The sequence below is a fragment of the Streptomyces sp. Z423-1 genome (assembly GCF_013009255.1).
In the GTDB taxonomy this organism is placed as follows: domain Bacteria; phylum Actinomycetota; class Actinomycetes; order Streptomycetales; family Streptomycetaceae; genus Streptomyces; species Streptomyces gossypiisoli.
The window spans coordinates 4,802,866-4,820,399 of record NZ_CP053109.1 but is presented as its reverse complement, the minus strand read 5'-3'; the positions used below and the strand labels follow the sequence as shown (position 1 = coordinate 4,820,399).

The 17,534-nt window shown below is 72.3% G+C and carries 18 protein-coding genes and 1 pseudogene; 3 read left to right on the top strand and 16 right to left on the bottom strand.

Annotated features, from left to right (window positions below):
- Positions 1–43 precede the first annotated feature (43 nt).
- The 3 genes from tadA to HJD23_RS21475 form a co-directional block, all read right to left on the bottom strand.
- Complete coding sequence (gene tadA, locus HJD23_RS21485) at positions 44–475, bottom strand: tRNA adenosine(34) deaminase TadA (RefSeq protein WP_197973930.1); 432 nt, start codon at positions 473–475, stop codon at positions 44–46.
- A 59-nt stretch (positions 476–534) separates the two neighbouring features.
- On the bottom strand, positions 535–1,071 hold the full coding sequence (locus HJD23_RS21480) for a hypothetical protein (protein WP_171119069.1): 537 nt from the start codon (positions 1,069–1,071) through the stop codon (positions 535–537).
- A 303-nt stretch (positions 1,072–1,374) separates the two neighbouring features.
- On the bottom strand, positions 1,375–1,578 hold the full coding sequence (locus HJD23_RS21475) for a hypothetical protein (protein ID WP_171116984.1): 204 nt from the start codon (positions 1,576–1,578) through the stop codon (positions 1,375–1,377).
- A gap of 95 nt (positions 1,579–1,673) precedes the next feature.
- Here HJD23_RS21475 and upp point away from each other — a divergent pair, with 95 nt between their 5' ends.
- Positions 1,674–2,309, top strand: a complete 636-nt coding sequence (upp, locus tag HJD23_RS21470) for a uracil phosphoribosyltransferase (protein WP_141313287.1) — start codon at positions 1,674–1,676, stop codon at positions 2,307–2,309.
- Positions 2,310–2,974: 665 nt separating this feature from the next.
- Here upp and HJD23_RS21465 read toward each other — a convergent pair.
- Positions 2,975–3,589, bottom strand: a complete 615-nt coding sequence (locus HJD23_RS21465) for a LytR C-terminal domain-containing protein (protein WP_171119067.1) — start codon at positions 3,587–3,589, stop codon at positions 2,975–2,977.
- 145 nt (positions 3,590–3,734) lie between these two features.
- Positions 3,735–4,031: a type II toxin-antitoxin system VapB family antitoxin gene (locus tag HJD23_RS21460; protein WP_003991361.1), complete on the bottom strand. Its 297-nt coding sequence runs from the start codon at positions 4,029–4,031 to the stop codon at positions 3,735–3,737.
- A 104-nt stretch (positions 4,032–4,135) separates the two neighbouring features.
- Between HJD23_RS21460 and HJD23_RS21455 the strand changes: the two genes are divergently transcribed.
- Positions 4,136–5,704 carry a helicase HerA-like domain-containing protein gene (locus HJD23_RS21455; RefSeq protein WP_171116982.1) on the top strand — a complete coding sequence of 523 codons (1,569 nt, stop codon included), beginning with the start codon at positions 4,136–4,138 and terminating at the stop codon, positions 5,702–5,704.
- 24 nt (positions 5,705–5,728) lie between these two features.
- Here HJD23_RS21455 and HJD23_RS44750 read toward each other — a convergent pair whose 3' ends face one another.
- The 5 genes from HJD23_RS44750 to HJD23_RS21435 all read right to left on the bottom strand — a co-directional run bounded on the left by HJD23_RS44750 (position 5,729) and on the right by HJD23_RS21435 (position 9,054).
- Positions 5,729–5,854, bottom strand: coding sequence for a hypothetical protein (locus tag HJD23_RS44750; RefSeq protein WP_260463209.1), 126 nt, complete (start codon positions 5,852–5,854; stop codon positions 5,729–5,731).
- 54 nt (positions 5,855–5,908) lie between these two features.
- Positions 5,909–6,238, bottom strand: a complete 330-nt coding sequence (locus HJD23_RS21450) for a hypothetical protein (RefSeq protein ID WP_240980775.1) — start codon at positions 6,236–6,238, stop codon at positions 5,909–5,911.
- Positions 6,239–6,476: 238 nt separating this feature from the next.
- Positions 6,477–7,154, bottom strand: a complete 678-nt coding sequence (locus HJD23_RS21445; RefSeq protein ID WP_171116980.1) for an HdeD family acid-resistance protein — start codon at positions 7,152–7,154, stop codon at positions 6,477–6,479.
- An 85-nt stretch (positions 7,155–7,239) separates the two neighbouring features.
- Positions 7,240–7,833 (bottom strand): HhH-GPD-type base excision DNA repair protein, encoded by a 594-nt coding sequence (locus HJD23_RS21440; RefSeq protein WP_171116979.1) that lies wholly within the window; start codon positions 7,831–7,833, stop codon positions 7,240–7,242.
- A gap of 24 nt (positions 7,834–7,857) precedes the next feature.
- Entirely contained in the window at positions 7,858–9,054 is a 1,197-nt protein-coding gene (locus tag HJD23_RS21435) for a transposase (protein ID WP_171116977.1), read from the bottom strand.
- Positions 9,055–9,247: 193 nt separating this feature from the next.
- On the opposite strand from HJD23_RS21435, the gene HJD23_RS21430 reads away from it, so the two are divergent.
- Positions 9,248–9,817, top strand: coding sequence for a TetR/AcrR family transcriptional regulator (locus HJD23_RS21430; RefSeq protein WP_171116975.1), 570 nt, complete (start codon positions 9,248–9,250; stop codon positions 9,815–9,817).
- Positions 9,818–9,834: 17 nt separating this feature from the next.
- Here the strand turns inward: HJD23_RS21430 and HJD23_RS21425 are convergent.
- The 6 genes and pseudogenes from HJD23_RS21425 to HJD23_RS21400 form a co-directional block, all read right to left on the bottom strand.
- A pseudogene (locus tag HJD23_RS21425) lies at positions 9,835–11,086 on the bottom strand (transposase).
- Positions 11,087–11,537: 451 nt separating this feature from the next.
- Entirely contained in the window at positions 11,538–12,878 is a 1,341-nt protein-coding gene (locus tag HJD23_RS21420) for an MFS transporter (protein WP_240980774.1), read from the bottom strand.
- A 23-nt stretch (positions 12,879–12,901) separates the two neighbouring features.
- Positions 12,902–14,251, bottom strand: a complete 1,350-nt coding sequence (locus HJD23_RS21415) for a dihydrolipoamide acetyltransferase family protein (protein ID WP_171116973.1) — start codon at positions 14,249–14,251, stop codon at positions 12,902–12,904.
- Positions 14,252–14,266: 15 nt separating this feature from the next.
- Entirely contained in the window at positions 14,267–15,250 is a 984-nt protein-coding gene (locus HJD23_RS21410; RefSeq protein WP_171116971.1) for an alpha-ketoacid dehydrogenase subunit beta, read from the bottom strand.
- A gap of 6 nt (positions 15,251–15,256) precedes the next feature.
- Positions 15,257–16,321: a pyruvate dehydrogenase (acetyl-transferring) E1 component subunit alpha gene (pdhA, locus tag HJD23_RS21405; RefSeq protein WP_171116969.1), complete on the bottom strand. Its 1,065-nt coding sequence runs from the start codon at positions 16,319–16,321 to the stop codon at positions 15,257–15,259.
- Positions 16,318–17,514 (bottom strand): serine hydrolase domain-containing protein, encoded by a 1,197-nt coding sequence (locus tag HJD23_RS21400; protein WP_171116967.1) that lies wholly within the window; start codon positions 17,512–17,514, stop codon positions 16,318–16,320. Before HJD23_RS21400 ends, pdhA begins: the two co-directional genes overlap by 4 nt.
- Positions 17,515–17,534: the final 20 nt, after the last annotated feature.

The following is a 17,534-nucleotide window of genomic DNA, read 5'->3' as shown; positions in this document are numbered from 1 at the left end:
GGGAGACCTTACAGCAAGGTGGGGCGTGCTCAGAAATTGGTATTCAGCGGGTACGGAAGAAGTCGGTGAGCAGCGCCGCGCACTCCTCGGCGAGTACGCCCTCGATGACCTCGGGGCGGTGGTTGAGGCGGCGGTCGCGTACGACGTCCCAGAGGGAGCCGGCCGCGCCGGCCTTGTCGTCGCGGGCGCCGTAGACGACGCGGTCCACCCGGGACTGGACGATCGCGCCCGCGCACATCGTGCAGGGTTCCAGGGTGACCACGAGGGTGCAGTCGGTCAGTCGCCAGGCGCCCAGCGCAGCGGCCGCGCGCCGGATGGCGAGGACCTCGGCGTGCGCGGTCGGGTCGCCGGTGGCCTCGCGTTCGTTGTGCCCGGCGGCGAGCACGGTCGTACCGTCGGCGGCGAGGACGACCGCGCCGACGGGGACGTCTCCACCCCGGACCGCCCGCCCGGCCTCGTCCAGGGCGAGCCGCATCGCGGCCCGCCAGGGGTCGCGCACCGGGTCCGGGGTCGTACTCGGGTCGGACGACGGGGTCAGCGGACGGTCTCCAGCGTCTCCGAGGCGCCCAGGGCCTCGGCGATCTCGGTGAGCGCGTCCTCCGACAGCGACAGCAGCTCCTTCTCGGTGACGCCCAGGTCGTCGAGGATGCCGGTGTCACCGACCGGGCCGTGCGGCACGGCCTCGGCGGAGCCGCCGTCCTCCTCGCCGTCGTCGGCGTCGTCCTCGGGCTCACCGTCCTCGGTGCCGTCCAGGTCGAGGGCGTCCAGGTCGGCGGCGTCGTCGCCCGGCTCGCGGCCGAGCAGTTCGTCGGTGAGCAGGATCTCGCCGTAGCTGCTGCGGGCAGCGGCGGCGGCGTCCGAGACGTAGATACGAGGGTCGTCCTCGCCGTCCACGCGGACCACGCCGAACCAGGCGTCCTCCTGCTCGATCAGGACGAGCACCGTGTCCTCGTCGGGAGAGGCTTCCCGGGCCAGGTCGGCCAGATCCGACAGGGTCTCCACATCGTCGAGCTCTGTGTCGCTCGCTTCCCACCCGTCTTCGGTGCGCGCGAGCAGTGCGGCGAAGTACACCGTGACTCTCCCACTGGTCATAGGCGTGCCGGTTGGGGGTCCCCCCGGCGGAGGCTGCGGGCGGGGAGAGCTCGGGCTCCGAGCCCCACCCACTCGGAATCGTGGCAGAAACAAGGCGTTCAGGGGACGTCTTCGGCCCGCTGTGTCCGGCTGTTTTGATCGCATGTCCGCGAACGACTCACCAGCACACTCGTTGCCGCCACCAGCGGATCGTACGCGGCTTTCGGTCGAGGCCACGCGCGCCCACCCCGGCAACAACCGCACGAGGCGCGGTTCTTCCCGCCCCGGCACGGGTCGCGGGGACTACCAGCGAAACGTTCGCATGCGCATCGCGTGCCGCAGGCGGGCGGTCTTGGCGCGGCGCGGCTGGACGCGGTCACGCAGTTCCCGGGCTTCGGCGAGTTCCCGCAGGAACTGCGCCCGGCGCCGCCTCCGCTCGGCGTCGGTCTCCTGCGCGCTCGCGTCCGCCCGGGACGCGTGGTCCGGCAGCTCTGGCAGGTCAGGCATAGGCACACACCCCTATCCGTCCCTCTCACTTTCCCCCGGATGGCGGGTTTGACGCCAGGGAGTGCCGGCGCCGGAGTGCGGTTACCGTTGTGCCCATGCGTCTCCACGTCGTCGACCACCCCCTGGTCGCCCACAAGCTCACCACGCTGCGCGACCAGCGCACCGACTCCCCGACGTTCCGTCGTCTCGCCGACGAGCTGGTCACCCTGCTCGCCTACGAGGCCACGCGCGACGTGCGCACCGAACAGGTCGACATCACCACCCCGGTCGCCACCACCACCGGCGTCAAGCTGTCCCACCCGCGCCCGCTGGTCGTGCCGATCCTGCGGGCCGGTCTCGGCATGCTGGACGGCATGGTCCGGCTGCTGCCGACCGCCGAGGTGGGCTTCCTGGGCATGATCCGCAACGAGGAGACGCTCCAGGCCTCCACGTACGCCACCCGGATGCCGGAGGACCTCTCCGGCCGCCAGGTGTACGTCCTGGACCCGATGCTGGCCACCGGCGGCACGCTGGTCGCGGCGATCCAGGAGCTGATCAAGCGCGGCGCCGACGACGTCACGGCCGTGGTCCTGCTGGCCGCCCCCGAGGGCGTCGAGCTGATGGAGCGCGACCTGGCCGGCACCCCGGTGACGGTCGTCACCGCCTCGGTCGACGAGCGCCTCAACGAGCACGGCTACATCGTCCCCGGGCTGGGCGACGCAGGGGACCGGATGTACGGGGCGGCGGAGTAGGTCCGACGGCGTGCCCGGCAGGCTGGGTCCGAGGGCAGCTCCGCAGGCTGGGTCCGACGGCTGCCCGGCAGGCTAGGCACGTCGAGCAGGCCGGGCAGATCGATAGGCGCCGGGCAGGCCGGGCGGGCTGGGCCCATCAGGCGCGCAGGCCCAGGTGGGCCCTGGGCCCATCAGGCGCGCAGGCCCAGGTGGGCCCTGGGCCCATCAAGCGCGCAGGCCCAGGTGGGCCCTGGGCCCATCAAGCGCGCAGGCCCAGGTAGGGCAGGAGCCCGTCCGGCGCACAGGCCCAAGTGGGCCCGGAGCCCGTCCGGCGCACAGGCCCAAGTGGGCCCGGAGCCCGTCCGGCGCACAGGCCCAGGTAGGGCAGGAGCCGGTCAAACTCGCAGGCCAGGTGGGCCAGTGCCTGTGCCCATCAGGCGCGTAGGCGCCCAGGTAGGGCAGGGCCCGTCAGGATCGCAGGCCCAAACGGAGCAGGCCCAAACGGAGCAGGCTCCACCAGGCGCGAAGGCCCATCAAGCCGCAGAGCGGCATCCACGGCTCGCGCTCAGCACCCGTCCTTCGCCGCTCCACACCCCGCCCGCCGCTCCACGGCCCCTCGCCGCTCCACGCCCCTCGCGGCTCCAGACCCCCTCGCCGCTCCACGCCCCTTCGCCGCTCCCCGCCCCTCAGCAGCCCGTCTTCACCCCGGTCGCCGTCGGCCGTGGTGCGGTCAGTTCGGCCAGTGCTCGGTCGGCGGCCGGTTTCTTCGCCAGTTCCTTGAAGCCGTCGCCGATGATCAGGTCGATCGCCTTGCCCTGGCGGGTGTCCGTGCTGCGTTCGGCGGTGGGGAGCTGGGTGGCGAGCACCGGCAGTGAGGTGTTCAGGGCCGAGGCCGGGCCGATCAGCAGCCCGGTGGCCTTCACCTTCTTGTCCCACTGCTTGGGCGCGTTGCCCACCTCGCCGATCCGGAAGCCACGTTTCTTCAGTTCGTCGGCGGTCTTCTTGGCCAGCCCGCTGCGGGTCGTGGCGTTGAGCACGTTGACGGTGACTGCTCCGGGCCGCGGCACGGCCACGGCCGCGCTGGGCGAGGGGCTCGCCTTGGTGGTGCAGTCCGCCTTGGTGCCGGCCGCCGAGGCCTTGTCGCCGCCGCCGGTGAAGACCTCGACGAGCTGCAGAGTGCCCCAGCCGAGGACGCCGATCACGACGACCGACGCGGTGACGACGAGTACGAGCCTGCCGCGCCGACGGGGTGGACGCATCCGCGGGTACTTGGCCCCCGTGATCCGGTACTGGCCGCCCATGCCGGGGGGAGTCAGCATGCTCATGAGCGCAGCGTAGTCCGCCCGGGCGGCGATGCCTACTACATGATCATCTCACGCCGCTCAGGAGAACCCGAAAGGGCCAAGCCGTGACCGGCCGGTGCCGTTCCGAGAGCTCGCGGGGGTGTCAGTCCAGCTCTAGGACGCGCGCGTGGAGCACCTGGCGCTGCTGGAGCGCCGCACGCACCGCGCGGTGCAGGCCGTCCTCCAGATACAGGTCGCCCTGCCACTTCACGACGTGCGCGAAGAGGTCGCCGTAGAAGGTGGAGTCCTCGGCGAGGAGGGTCTCCAGGTCGAGCTGCTGCTTGGTCGTCACGAGCTGATCGAGGCGGACCGGGCGCGGCGCGACGTCCGCCCACTGCCGGGTGCTGTCCCGGCCGTGGTCGGGGTACGGCCGGCCGTTTCCGATGCGCTTGAAGATCACACGGAAAGCCTACCGGTCAAGACCTTCCGGGCGCAGCCATGGAGAGGGAGTGCAACGCTGGAAAAGATGCCGTGAACCGGGGCGAAACGGAACAGGGGTCTGACATGAGTGACAGCGAGACCGTGCCCGCGGCCACCAACCCCGAGGCGCCCGGCAGTGCTCCCGCCCTCCCGCAGGAGGCCCTGAAGATCGCCGCCGGGTACGCGTTCACGGGGCCCGCGCTGGATCTGGGCGCCCTGCTGTGGGACGGCCGGTGCCTGCCCGACGCCCAGGTCCGCATCCCGTTGCCGATGCTCAACCGGCACGGCCTGGTCGCGGGCGCCACCGGCACCGGCAAGACCAAGACCCTCCAGCTGATCGCCGAGCAGCTCTCCGCGCAGGGCGTCCCCGTCTTCCTCGCCGACATCAAGGGCGATGTGTCGGGCATCTCGGCGCCGGGCCGGTCCGACGACAAGATCCGCTCGCGCGCCGCCGAGGTGCACCAGCAGTGGACGGCGACCGGTTTCCCGGCCCGGTTCTGCGCCCTCGGCGGCATCGGCCACGGCATCCCGCTGCGCGCCACCGTCACCAGCTTCGGCCCGGTCCTGCTCGCGAAGGTCCTCCAGCTCAACCGGACCCAGGAACAGTCCCTCGGCCTGATCTTCCACTACGCCGACACCAAGGGCCTGGAGCTGATCGACCTCAAGGACCTGCGCGCGGTCGTCGCCTTCCTCACCTCCGACCAGGGCAAGGCCGAACTGAGGGCCATCGGCGGGCTGTCCACGGCCACCGCCGGGGTGATCCTGCGCTCGCTGACCGCGTTCGAGGCGCAGGGGATGGGCTCCTTCTTCGGGGAGCCGGAGTTCGACACGGCGGAGTTCCTGCGCACGGCGGAGGACGGGCGGGGCCTGGTGTCGGTCCTGGAACTGCCCGCCGTACAGGACAAGCCGCAGCTGTTCTCCACCTTCCTGATGTGGCTGCTCGCCGATCTCTTCCACGACCTTCCCGAGGTCGGCGACGCCGACCGGCCCAAGCTGGTCTTCTTCTTCGACGAGGCGCATCTGCTCTTCGACGACGCGTCGGAGGCCTTCCTGGACTCGATCACCCGGACCGTGCGGCTCATTCGCTCGAAAGGGGTCGGCGTCTTCTTCGTCACCCAGACCCCGAAGGACCTCCCCGGCGACGTCCTCGCCCAGCTCGGCAACCGCGTCCAGCACGCCCTGCGCGCCTTCACCCCCGACGACCAGAAGGCCCTGAAGGCGACGGTGAGGACCTTCCCCGACTCCGCCTACGACCTCGAAGAGCTGCTCACCGACCTCGGCACCGGCGAGGCGGTCGTCACGGTGCTCAGCGAGAAGGGCGCTCCGACCCCGGTTGCCGCGACGCGGCTGCGTGCCCCCGAGTCCCTGATGGGCCCGATCGAACCGGCCGCCCTGGACCGGGCGGTGACGTCCTCGCCGCTGTTCGGCCGCTATGCACAGGCTGTGGACCGGGAGTCGGCGTACGAGAAGCTGGAACAGCGGGCCGCCGAGAGGCCCGCCGCGGAGCCGGCGCCGGTGCCCGAGCAGAAGGAGTCGGTCGTCGAACAGGTCATCGACAGCGGCATCTTCAGGTCCCTGGCCCGTTCCATCGGCACCCAGATCGGGCGGGAGATCACCCGCTCGATCTTCGGCACGACGCGGCGGAGGCGGTAGACCAGACCCGCCTCCGCCGACGGCTCAGCGGCCCGGCTTCTTGGGCGGCCGCTGCGGCTGCTTGGTGTCCTTCAGTTCTGTCTTCGGCGCGTTACGCATGGCCTCCGCGCGCACCAGGGCGCGCAGAACGGCGTACGGATCCGAGGGCATGGCTGTGCCTCCTTGCGTCGTACCGACTGACCTGGGTGGGGAGAGGCGGGTCTGTCAGCAGCGCAGGACCACCGAGCGCAGGCTCCGCAGTGGGTACGGCGGACCTGTCAGCACCTGTGGCGAGCGGACCGGCGTGATCCGCCCGACCGGGGTGGCCGGACGTACCGGGCGCTGGGGCACCACGGGACGGTGCGCGCCCCGCCCCGGCGGCCGCAGAGCCGTGTCGAGCACATCGACCTCGGCGACCTCTCCGGCCACGGCGACGACGGGCACCGCCGCCGCCTCCGCGTGCGCCATCGGCAGGAGAAGCGCGAGCAGCAGCGCGAGCACCCGTGGCCAGGTACGACGGCGCACGGCGCGGCGAAACTGCGGGAACGAGTTCACAGCAGGTCATCTCCCCGGCAGGCGTACGACGTCCGTCGCACGGCCGCTGGAAACCGCCCGGTCGGCCTAGCGGGGAGGCAGGGTGACGTACCGGTGAGGCCCGGCGATGCACTCGCGGGACGCGGCCACGCACCGGCGACGCCCGGCGAAGCACCCACGACACACGACCCCGCACCGGCGAGGTGCGGTGATATGCCAGGGCCGTCCGGCGGCGCACAAGAACACACGGTCACGGCGATCACACCTCGTGCGGGACCTGGCGGGCGCGGATCCGGATGCGCAATGCCGTGGCGATCTCGACCACGCCCACCGCGACCAGCCACCACCCGCCGACCACCGTGAGGACGGCGACCGACTCGAACGGCGAGACGATCAGGACGACCCCGGCGAGGACGGTGACCGCTCCGAGGAGGATCTGCCAGCCGCGGGCGGGCATCGCCGGGTCGGAGGCGGCGGCCAGCGTCTGGGTGATGCCGCGGAACAGCCAGCCGATCCCGATCCACAGCGCGAGCAGCAGGATCGACTGCATGGGCCCGCGGAAGCAGAACAGCCCCAGCAGGATCGACACGGCACCGCTGACGAACGCCAGCACGCGCAGGGAGGTCGTCTTGTGGGTGCCGAAGGCGGAGACGAGCTGGAGGACGCCGCTGACGAGGAGGTAGAGGCCGAAGAGGACACCGGCGGCGAGCAGCGAGGCGCCGGGCCAGATCAGCACCAGGACGCCCAGGATCAGGGACGCGATGCCGGTGACGAGGACGGCCTGCCAGGCCGCCCGGGACAGCAGGTGCAGCGGGCCCTCGAAGGGCGGTTCGGGACCCTCGTACGGCGGTCTCGGCGCGTGCGGGTCACGGGTGGCGTGGACGCGCCGGTCGTCGAACTCCGGTCCTCGGGGGGACCCGCTCGGTGGCTCGGTCATGCTCCATGCTGGGAACGCGACCGAGCCGCCCGCACGCCGGAACGGTCCAGTCGGCTGACGCCGGGCAGGGCCTGTCGGACAGGCCCTACTTCTTCGCGGCCTTGGCCGCCTTCGCCGCCGCCTTCATCTGCTGCTTGTGCTCGCGCACCTTGGCCAGCGACTCGGGCCCGGTGATGTCGGCGACGGACCGGAAGGACTGCGGCGCGCCGTAGTCGCCCGCGGCCTCCCGCCAGCCCTCGGGGGTCACACCGAGCTGCTTGCCGAGCAGCGCGAGGAAGATCTGTGCCTTCTGCTTGCCGAACCCGGGCAGCTCCTGGAGCCGCTTGAGCAGTTCCCGCCCGTCGCCGACGCCCTCCCAGACGGCGCTCGCGTCACCGTCGTAGTGCTCGACGAGGTACTGGCACAGCTGCTGGATCCGCTGCGCCATCGACCCCGGGTAGCGGTGCACGGCCGGTTTGCCGGAGAGCAGCGCCGCGAACGCCTCCGGGTCGTACGCGGCGATCTCGTGCGCGTCCAGGTCGTCGGCGCCCATCCGTTCGGCGATGGTCGAGGGCCCCTTGAAAGCCCACTCCATCGGGATCTGCTGGTCCAGCAGCATCCCGACCAGCGCGGCGAGCGGGGAGCGTCCGAGCAGCTCGTCGGCCTTGGGGTCCTGTGCGAGATGCAGAGTGACGTCCATGGACCGATGATCCCGCGTCGGCCCTCAGGCCGCCTCCCAGTGCGGGGCCTGCGCGCCGGACAGCAGGCCGTAGGCGTAGGCCGCCGAGACCAGGGTCATGTGGCGGTGCCAGCCGGGGAAGGAGCGGCCCTCGAAGTCGAGGAGGCCGTAGTGCTCGCCCAGGGTGGACATGGTCGCCGTGGTGCCGGTGTGCAGGGCGGCCAGGGCGAGGAGTTCGGACATTCTGCGCTCGGGCAGGTTGGTGAGCCAGATCCGGCCGAGGCGCTGGTGGACGGGCTCCCACTCGGCGAAGAGACGGCCGGTGAAGGTGGAGCGGAGACCGTCGGGGCGCAGGCCGAGCAGCCGGGCCGGGCTGGAGACGACGTGGAGGCGGCGGGGGTGTCCGTCGGGGCCGGTGGTCATGGCCACGTCCGGGTGGCGGGTGCCGCCCTGGAGGAGCAGGTGCCGGGCCGAGACCGGGGGCGCCGGCTCGCGGGTGGGGCGGGGGGACGGCGGTTCGGGGACCAGGGGCAGCTGGCCGCCGACGGCCAGGACGAAGCCGTAGCCGCGCCCGTGCAGGCGCTCGATCAGCGGGCGTACGTCGGTCACCGTCGTCATGTCGGCGACCACCGGCGACGCGACGAGGCCGGGCTGCGCGGCCAGGGCCTCGACCAGGCCCAGGGCGTGCGACCACAGCGGCTGCGCGCCCACGCCGTCCGGGATGCGTGCCCGGCGCCGGGCCTCCTCGTCGTCGGTCCAGCGTTCGGGCAGGTGCAGCCGCCAGCCGACGGGTATCTGGGCGCCGCTTCCGGCCAGGAGGATGGCCACGCCCAGCTGGCAGTTGACGGTGCGGCCCTGTTCGCGGATGAAGCGGCGGTGCACGCCGACCGAGTGGGCGCCGCGCTTGGGCAGCACGGTCGGGGCGATGGTCCATGCGCGCGTGTCCAGCCGCCGGTCGGCCCAGGAGACCAGTTCGCGCCGGGTGGCGTTCCAGTCCCAGGGGCTGGCGTTGACGAACTGCTGGAGCGACTGGGACGCCGTCGGTGAGGAGGTCACCGTCTCGGCCATCCGGCGCAGGGACTTCTTGCCCGGCGTGCTGAGCAGTCCGCGCAGATAGGCGTGGCCCCAGCGCTGCTGATCGATGCGCGGCAGATGACCGAACAGCTGGTGGCTGAACGCGGCGAACGTGTCGGGACTGCCGCTGCGCTGCCGACGCTTCGTCTTCTCTCCGATCGCCGACATCCCCATCTCCCCCTTCGTGCGGTTCCGACGTTCCGACCGTACGCCAGAATCATAAAGAACGTTTTCTTTGTTCTGTGGCAAGTCCGCGCGACTTTGGCTAGTAGCGGCCGTCGCGGGGCGTCTACCAGGGGCAATGTCATGACTGAAGGGGTACCTGGATCCGGTCCAATGCCCGGAGGAAGAGAGCCAGTTGATGCAGGAGAGAGCCGCTCGGACCCACCGGGCCCTGATCCTCGCGGCGGCGGAGGAGTTCGACCGCCTGGGGTACGAGGGGGCCTCGCTCGCCCGGATCAGCCGGGGCGCACGCGCCTCGATGGGGGCGCTGACCTTCCACTTCGCCACCAAGAGCGACCTCGCGGCGGCCGTGCGGGCGGCCGGCCGCGAGTCCGTCGCGCCGGTCGTGCGCGGTGCCCTCGGCGGCAGGAGGGCACCGCTGGAGGAGCTCGCCGAGCTGACCTTCACGCTCGTACGGCTGCTGGAGCACGACGTGGTAGCCCGGGCGACGGCACGGCTGGAACGCGAGCGGGCCGGGGGCGGGACGAGCCTCGCCCTGGAGTGGGTACCGGCGCTGCGACTCCTACTGGAACGAGCGGCCGTGGCGGGTCAACTCCGGCCCGGGGTACTCCCGGAAACCGCCGCGGTGCTCCTCACGCTGCTGATCGAGGGGGCGTGGGCGGAGATCGGACGGGGGCGGACGGCTGGGGTGGCACCGAGGCGGGTGTGGGAGCTGGTGCTGCATGGGTTGAATCCTCCCCTCCCTTAAGGGAGGGGATTCCTGGCTCAGGCAGCCTCCTGGAGCAGCGCTCCAGGAGGTCTTCCGCCATCGGCACCAGCCGGGTTGAGACCAGCCCGGACGAGCATCACGCGTGCGGAGTTCTTGTCCCTGGGGGATACGACTTGGCATGCGGTGCAGGTGTAGGTGCGCACACCCAGCGGCTGGGGGTCCCCCCACGCCCTTAAGGCAGTGGGGGAGCATGCTTGGCTCTCGTCATGCAGTGCGCGCAGTCCATCGTGGTGTACGCGGGGTGGACCAGGCGGATGTCCCGCCCATGTTTGCGACCCATCTCTATCAGGGCCTTCTTGGTGGCGCCGATGGCGGCGTCAGCGGCCTTGCGGGCCATGGTGGTCTTGGCGAGGAACTTCGGACGGAAGTCCTCCACCGCGACGGCGTCGTGATCGCGGACCGCCTTCTTGGCCCACTTGCGGCCGGTGTCCTCGCGCTGCCTGGCGACCTTCTTGCACGCCTTTGCCCGCAGCTTCTTCGCCTCGCGGTAGCCCTTCGACCCGGTTGTCCCTTCGCCGGTTTACGGCGGGCCATCATCCGGTCGTACCGGGTCAGCTTCCCCTGCGCCTTCCTGCCGTACTCAGCGTGCGGGAGATCGTGAGCGTCGGAGGTGGTGGTCGCGGTCTCCTTCACTCCCCAGTCGACACCAAGTACGCGGCCGGTCTTGGGCAGCGGCTGCACATCGGCGGGCACGACGAACGAGGCGTACCAGTGGTCGAGGTTGTCCTGATACACGCGCACCGAGGACGGCTCAGCAGGTAGGCCGCGCGACCACACCACCGTCACGACGATCCCGCCCGCCAGGTGCAGACGGCCGTCCTTCAACCGGAACCCACGCCGGGTGTAGTTGAGGGTCGGCAGCGCCTCGCGTTTGGTCTTCCACGTCGGCATGCCCGCCCGCTGCCGCTTTGGCAGGCGCTCTGCGATGTCCTTGTGCGCCTTGGCCCGCGACTTGCCGAAGTCGCGGATGACCTGCTGCTGGGGAACCGACGATCCCTCGCGCAGCCACGGCGTCGTCCGCCGGGCTTCGGTCAGCGTCCTGTCGAGCTGCGCCGGGCCGCACGTCTGTTTCTCCCCGGTCGCGTTGTTGTGCAGGTGGACGGCCCTGGACTTGGCGACACACTCGTTCCAGATCCACCGGCACCGGTCCCACTCCGCCGCCAGGGCCGTGCGGGCGGTGGACGACACGCGCAGCCGGTAGGTGAAGCGGGCATGCCCGGCCTCCGCAACCGCCCCCACCTGCGCCATCTCGCCCCCTCACAGCTCCCGGCCGGGCTGCCAGGACATCCCGAGACCCTCAGAAAGGACCATACGCACGACTGCCGCACACACGTACCCAGACCCCACAGCCACCACCCCATCCAGCGATCACAGGCACGCGCGTTCGCATCACCCCGGCGGTGCCTAACAGCGGTGGGGCGCTCCGCTCCCCGAAGTGAAAGGGGGCCCCTCGCGCGGCGAGGGCCCCTTCGAGCGGGTGGCGGACCGGACGTCCGGGCCAGCCACCGCAGCCCGGCGCCCGGCCGAGCGGCACCGCCGGGCACGGACGCGGGGGCGTGGCGGCGTGGCCGGTTGTCGGTGCGGGCGGACGGCCGGAGACCGGCGCCGCGCGGCACCACCGGACACCAACCCCGCCCGACAACCGGCGGTGCCGTGCGGAGGGTCGGGGGTCAGGAGGGGCGAGTGGCCGGGGTCTGGCTCAGGGGCGGGCGGACGGCAGGGGGGCGCGCGGCGGGTTGTGCGGATGCGACCTGGCAGACAGTTCCCTCTGTACGTCGGTCAGGGAGCGGTTCTTGGTTTCGGGGACCGTGCGCAGGACGAAGGCCACCGCGGTCGCCGAGACCGTCGCGAAGAACCAGAACACCCAGCTCTCGCCCACCAGATCCGCGGCCGGCAGGAACAGCTGGCCCACGATGAAGTTGGCGGCCCAGTTGACCAGCGCGCACACGGCGGAGCCGCGGGCCCGGGCCTCGGGTGGGAAGAGTTCCGCGGCGAGGATCCAGAACACCGGTCCGAGGCCGATCGCGAAGCTCGCCACGTACGTGACCATGCAGATCAGCGCGGTGACGTTGGTCGCCGAGGACGTGGGCAGGCTGAGCGCGACGCCGAGGGCGGCGAGCGACAGAGCCATGCCGGTGAGGGAGAACAGCAGCAGCGGGCGGCGGCCGGCCCGGTCGATCAGCGGGATCGCCGCGATCGTCATGACGACGTTCACCGCACCGATGGCGACCGAGTACGTGATCGAGTTCGTGGCGGGCAGTCCGGCGCGGGCCATGATGCTGGGGGCGTAGTAGATGATGCTGTTGATGCCGCCGAACTGCTGAACCGCCGCCAGTGTCACTCCGATGACCAGCGCGGGGCGTACGAGGGGCGCGGACAGGGCGACGTGCGGAGACCGGTCACGCGTGACGGTGCCGCCGCGCCGCCACTCGGGGCTCTCCGGGATCAGCAGCGTGCCCACCAGCATGGCCACCGACGGGACCAGCCCGACGGCGAACATGGCACGCCAGTCGGCGCTGTCGGCGTAGGCGAGATTGATCAGGTACGAGACCAGGATCCCGACGGTGAGCAGGATCTGGTTGGCCGTCACCAGGCGGCCGCGCAGCCGGGGCGGGGCGATCTCCGTGAGGTACAGCGGTACGACGGTGGAGGCGCCGCCCACCGCGAGGCCGAGCACCGCGCGGGCGGCGACCAGCAACGCGAAATTCCGGGCCAGGACGGCGGCGAGCAGGCCCAGGGTGAAGGTCAGCGCGATCACCACGAGGACCTTCTTGCGGCCGAAGCGGTCGGCGGGGCGGCCGCTGCCGAGCGCGCCGACCGCCGCGCCGAGCAGCAGCGCGGAGATGACGGCGCCCTCCTCGAAGGAGTTCAGGGCGAAGTCCGTGCGGATGAAGAGCAGGGCGCCGGAGATCACGCCGGTGTCGAAGCCGAAGAGCAGGCCGCCGAGGGCGACCACGGCGGTGGTCAGGCCCAGGCGGGCGGGGGTGGGTGGCTCGGCGGGGGCGGAGGGCGGCGCCGGGAGACGCGGAGCGTCGAGCATCGGTCGTCCTTTTCGAGTTCCGGTCAGGCGCGGGTGAACAGCAGGTCCGGGTCGTGCAGCACGGCCGCCGTGTCCGCGAGGACGCGCGAGCCCAGCTCGCCGTCCACCAGGCGGTGGTCGAAGGACAGGGCGAGGGTGGTGACCTGACGCGGGACGACCTTGCCGCGGTGCACCCAGGGGCGGGGGGCGATGGTGCCGAGGGCGAGGATGGCCGACTCGCCGGGGTTGAGGATCGGCGTGCCGGTGTCGACGCCGAAGACGCCGATGTTGGTGAGCGTCACGGTGCCGCCGCGCAGTGCGGCGGGCGGGGTCCGGCCCTCCTTGGCCGTCACCACCAGGTCGTCCAGGGCGGCGGCCAGTTCGGGCAGCGTCCTGCGGTCGGCGTCCGCGATCGTGGGGACCAGCAGTCCGCGCGGGGTCGCGGCGGCGATACCGAGGTTCACCCGGTGCTTGCGGACGATCTCCTGGCGTTCCTCGTCCCAGGAGGCGTTGATCTCCGGGTTGCGCCGGACCGCCAGCAGGAACGCCCGGGCCGCGAGCAGCAGGGGGCCGACCCGCACGCCGGTCAGGTCCGGGTGCTCCTTCAGCCGGCGGATCAGCTTCATCGTGCGGGTCACGTCGACGGTGACGAACTCCGTGACGTGCGGCGCGGTGAAGGCACTGGCCACCATGGCCCGGGCGGTCGCCTTGCGGACGCCGGTGACGGGGATGCGGGTCTCGTCCGGGGACGGCGGGGTCTGCGGTTCCGGCGCCGGTACGGGCTCGTCGGTGCGCGCCGCGGCGTGGACGTCCTCTCGGGTGACGTCGCCGCGCGGGCCGGTGGGCACGATCGCCGTCAGGTCGACGCCGAGGTCCTTGGCCAGCTTGCGCACCGGCGGCTTCGCGGCGGGCGCGGTCGGCCGGGGCGGGGCGGTGGGGCGACGGCGGGAGCGCCGGCCGGCGGGGGCGGGGGCGGCGCCGTATCCGACCAGGACGGGGGTACGACCGCCGGCGGCGGCCGACGCTGCCCGCTCCTGCTCCGCCGGAGCCACCGGCCGGGCGTCCACAGAAGAGTCGGCGTCCGCGGCAGGCGCCTCGGGCCCGGCGCCCCCGGAAGACTCCCCCGCGGGCGCCCCCTCCCCCGTATCCACCCGGATGATGGCCGCCCCCACATCGACCGTCGCCCCCTCCGGGAACAGCAGCTCCCGCACCCGCCCCGCGAACGGCACCGGCAGTTCCACGGCCGCCTTCGCCGTCTCCACCTCGCAGACCGGCTGACCGTCCGTCACGGTGTCCCCGGGTGCGACCAGCCAGCGGATGATCTCGGCGTCCTGGAGTCCCTCACCCACGTCGGGCAGCCGGAACTCCCGGTAACGCTCAGCGGTGTCCGTCATCGTCAGCAGAGCTCCTCAGTGCGCGAGTGCGCGCTCGACGGCGTCGAGCACGCGGTCGAGGCCGGGCAGGTACTCGTCCTCCAGCCGGGAGGGCGGATAGGGGCTGTGGTAGCCGCCGACCCGCAGGACCGGCGCCTCCAGTCGGTAGAAGCAGCGCTCGGTGACATGGGCGGCGATCTCCGCGCCCGCGCCGAAGAAGACGGGCGCCTCGTGCACGACGACCAGCCGTCCGGTCCGGCGCACCGACTCCTCGACGGTGCCGAAGTCGATCGGCGAGATCGAGCGCAGGTCGACGACCTCCAGGGCCCGGCCGTCCTCCTCGGCGGCCACCTCGGCCGCCTGCAGGCAGGTCGCGACCATCGGGCCGTACGCCGCCAGCGTCAGGTCGGCGCCCGGCCGTACGACCCGCGCGGTGTGCGCCGGGGCGGCCGGTTCCGCGGTGTCGACGTCGCCCCTGTCGTAGTAGCGCCGCTTGGGCTCGAAGAAGATCACCGGGTCGTCGCTGCGGATGGCCTGCCGGAGCATCCAGTAGGCGTCCGAGGGCGTCGACGGGGACATCACGCGCAGGCCCGCCACATGGGCGAACAGGGCCTCGGGGGACTCCGAGTGGTGTTCGACGGCGCCGATGCCGCCGCCGTACGGGATGCGGACGACCACCGGGAGGCGGACCAGGCCGCGGGAGCGGGCGTGCATCTTGGCGAGCTGCGTGACGATCTGGTCGTAGGCCGGGAAGACGAAACCGTCGAACTGGATCTCCACCACCGGCCGGTAGCCGCGCAGGGCGAGACCGATGGCCGTGCCGACGATGCCGGACTCGGCGAGCGGGGTGTCGATGACGCGGCTCTCGCCGAAGTCCTTCTGCAGGCCGTCCGTCACGCGGAAGACCCCGCCGAGGCGGCCGACGTCCTCGCCCATGACCAGGGTCCTGGGGTCGTCGGCCAGGGCCGTGCGCAGGGATGCGTTCAGGGCGGCCACCAGGGTCATACGGGTCGCTGTCATCGCCGCTCACACCTCCTCGAAGGCGGCCTGGTACGCGGCGAACTCGGCGCGCTCCCGCTCGACCAGGGAGTTCTCCTCGGCGTACACGTGGTCGAACAGCTCCTCCGGGCGGGGCGCCGGCATGCCGCGTACGCCCTCGCGCACCCGGGCGGCCAGGGCCTCGCCCTCCGCCTCCACCTCGGCGAAGAAGGCGTCGTCGGCCGCGTGTTGGGCGCGCAGCAGCCGGTCGAGGCGCAGCAGGGGGTCCTTGGCGCGCCAGCGCTCCACCTCGGCGGCGTCCCGGTAGCGGGTCGGGTCGTCTGAGGTGGTGTGGGCGCCCATGCGGTAGGTGTAGGCCTCGATCAGGAACGGGCCCGCGCCGGACCGTACGTGCTCCAGGGCGGCTCGGGTCACGGCCCGGACGGCGAGGACGTCGTTGCCGTCGACGCGGACGCCGGGGAAGCCGAAGCCCTGGGCGCGCTGGTGGAGGGGGACGCGGGTCTGGCGTTCGTTGGGCTCGGAGATGGCGAACTGGTTGTTCTGGCAGAAGAAGACGACCGGGGCGTCGTACACGGCGGCGAAGTTGAACGCCTCCGCCACATCGCCCTGGCTGGTGGCGCCGTCGCCGAAGTAGGCGATGACCGCCGCGTCCGAGCCGTCCTTGGCCAGGCCGTGGGCGTAGCCGGTGGCGTGCAGGGTCTGGGAGCCGATGACGAGCGTGTAGAGGTGCACGTCGTGTGCGTCCGGGTCCCAGGCGCCGTGGTCGACGCCCCGGAACAGGCGGAACAGGGCCAGCGGGTCGACCCCGCGGGCCAGGGCGACCGCGTGTTCGCGGTAGCTGGGGAAGACCCGGTCGCCGTCGCGCAGCGCGCGCACCGAGCCGACCTGGGCGGCCTCCTGGCCCAGCAGGGAGGGCCACAGGGCCAGTTCGCCCTGGCGTTGCAGGGTGACGCCCTCGGTGTCGAGGCGGCGGGCGAGGGCCATGTCCCGGTACAGCGCGCGCAGTTCGCCGGGGCCGGCGTCGCAGGAGTACGTCGGGTGCGGGACCCGTTCGCCGTCGGGGCCGAGCAGCCGTATGCCGTCGTCGCTCATCGCGCACCACCGCCGATGCCGAGTTCCGTCATCGCCGCGGAGACGGCCTTGACCAGGGAGGAGGCGCGCCTGTCGTCGGGGCCGAGGGCGATCAGACGGTTCATCACGTACGACACTCCGGCCGCCGCGCGCGGCCAGGCCTGGTTGGCGGAGCCGCCCGCGCCGTCGTGGCCGAAGGAGTCGCCGTCGACGGTGGGACGCGCCTTGGTGCGCAGCCGGTAGCCGCCGCCCCCGTACACCATGGGCACGTCGATGAGCTGGTCGACCTTGCTGACGTAGGGCGCGCGGGCCTCGTCGAGCAGGCGGCGGGAGAGCAGGGTGTGCTCCTGCTCCGCCGGGCGGGCGGCGTCGGCGGCGAGGATGCCGTACAGCTTGGCGAAGCCGCGGGCGGAGCCGTAGACGTTGGCGGCGGGGATGAGGGTGAAGCGGCGGGCGGGGCCGTTCCAGATCTCCTCGTCCTCGGGGAACGGGACCGGGTTCTGCCAGATCCGCTGGGTGAGCGGGTCGTCGCTGGTGAAGTAGCCGCCGAACTGCTCGCGGAAGCCCGTGCCGTACTCGGTGCGGGCCACCCGGTGCTCCTGCTCCGGGGTGATGCCGAAGGACACGTCGACGCCGAGCGGGCCGGCGATCTCCTCGGCGAAGAACCGGTCCAGGCGGCGCCCGTCGACGCGCCGGATCACCTCGGCGATGATCCAGCCGGTGGCCCACGGCCCGTACAGGATGCCCTCGGCACGCGGGTCGCTCTCCGGCTCCTGGTCGGCGAGCAGCTTGGCCATCGCCTCCGGGTCGCCGAGGTCGTCCTGGGAGAGGGGGGCGGCGACGGCGGGCATCCGGGCGGTGAAGGTGACCACCTGGCGCACGGTGATGCCGTCCTTGCCCTTGGCCGCGAACTCCGGCCAGTAGTGGGCGACCGGCTTGTCCAGCTCGACGGCTCCCCGGTCGACGAGGAGGAGCAGCGCGGTGGCGAGGACGCCCTTGCTGCCGGAGAAGATCAGCTGGAGGGTGTCGCCGTCCCAGGCGCGGCCGGTGACGGGGTCGGCGGGGCCGCCCCACAGGTCGACGACGCGTTCCCCGTTCAGGGTGACGGCGAGGGCGGCGCCCTGCTCGTCGCGGTCGGTGAAGTTGCGGGCGAACTCGTCGCGCACGGACTCGAAGCCCGGGGCCACGGTGCCGGAGATCTCGATGGTGGACATGGTGGACGTACTCCTGTCGT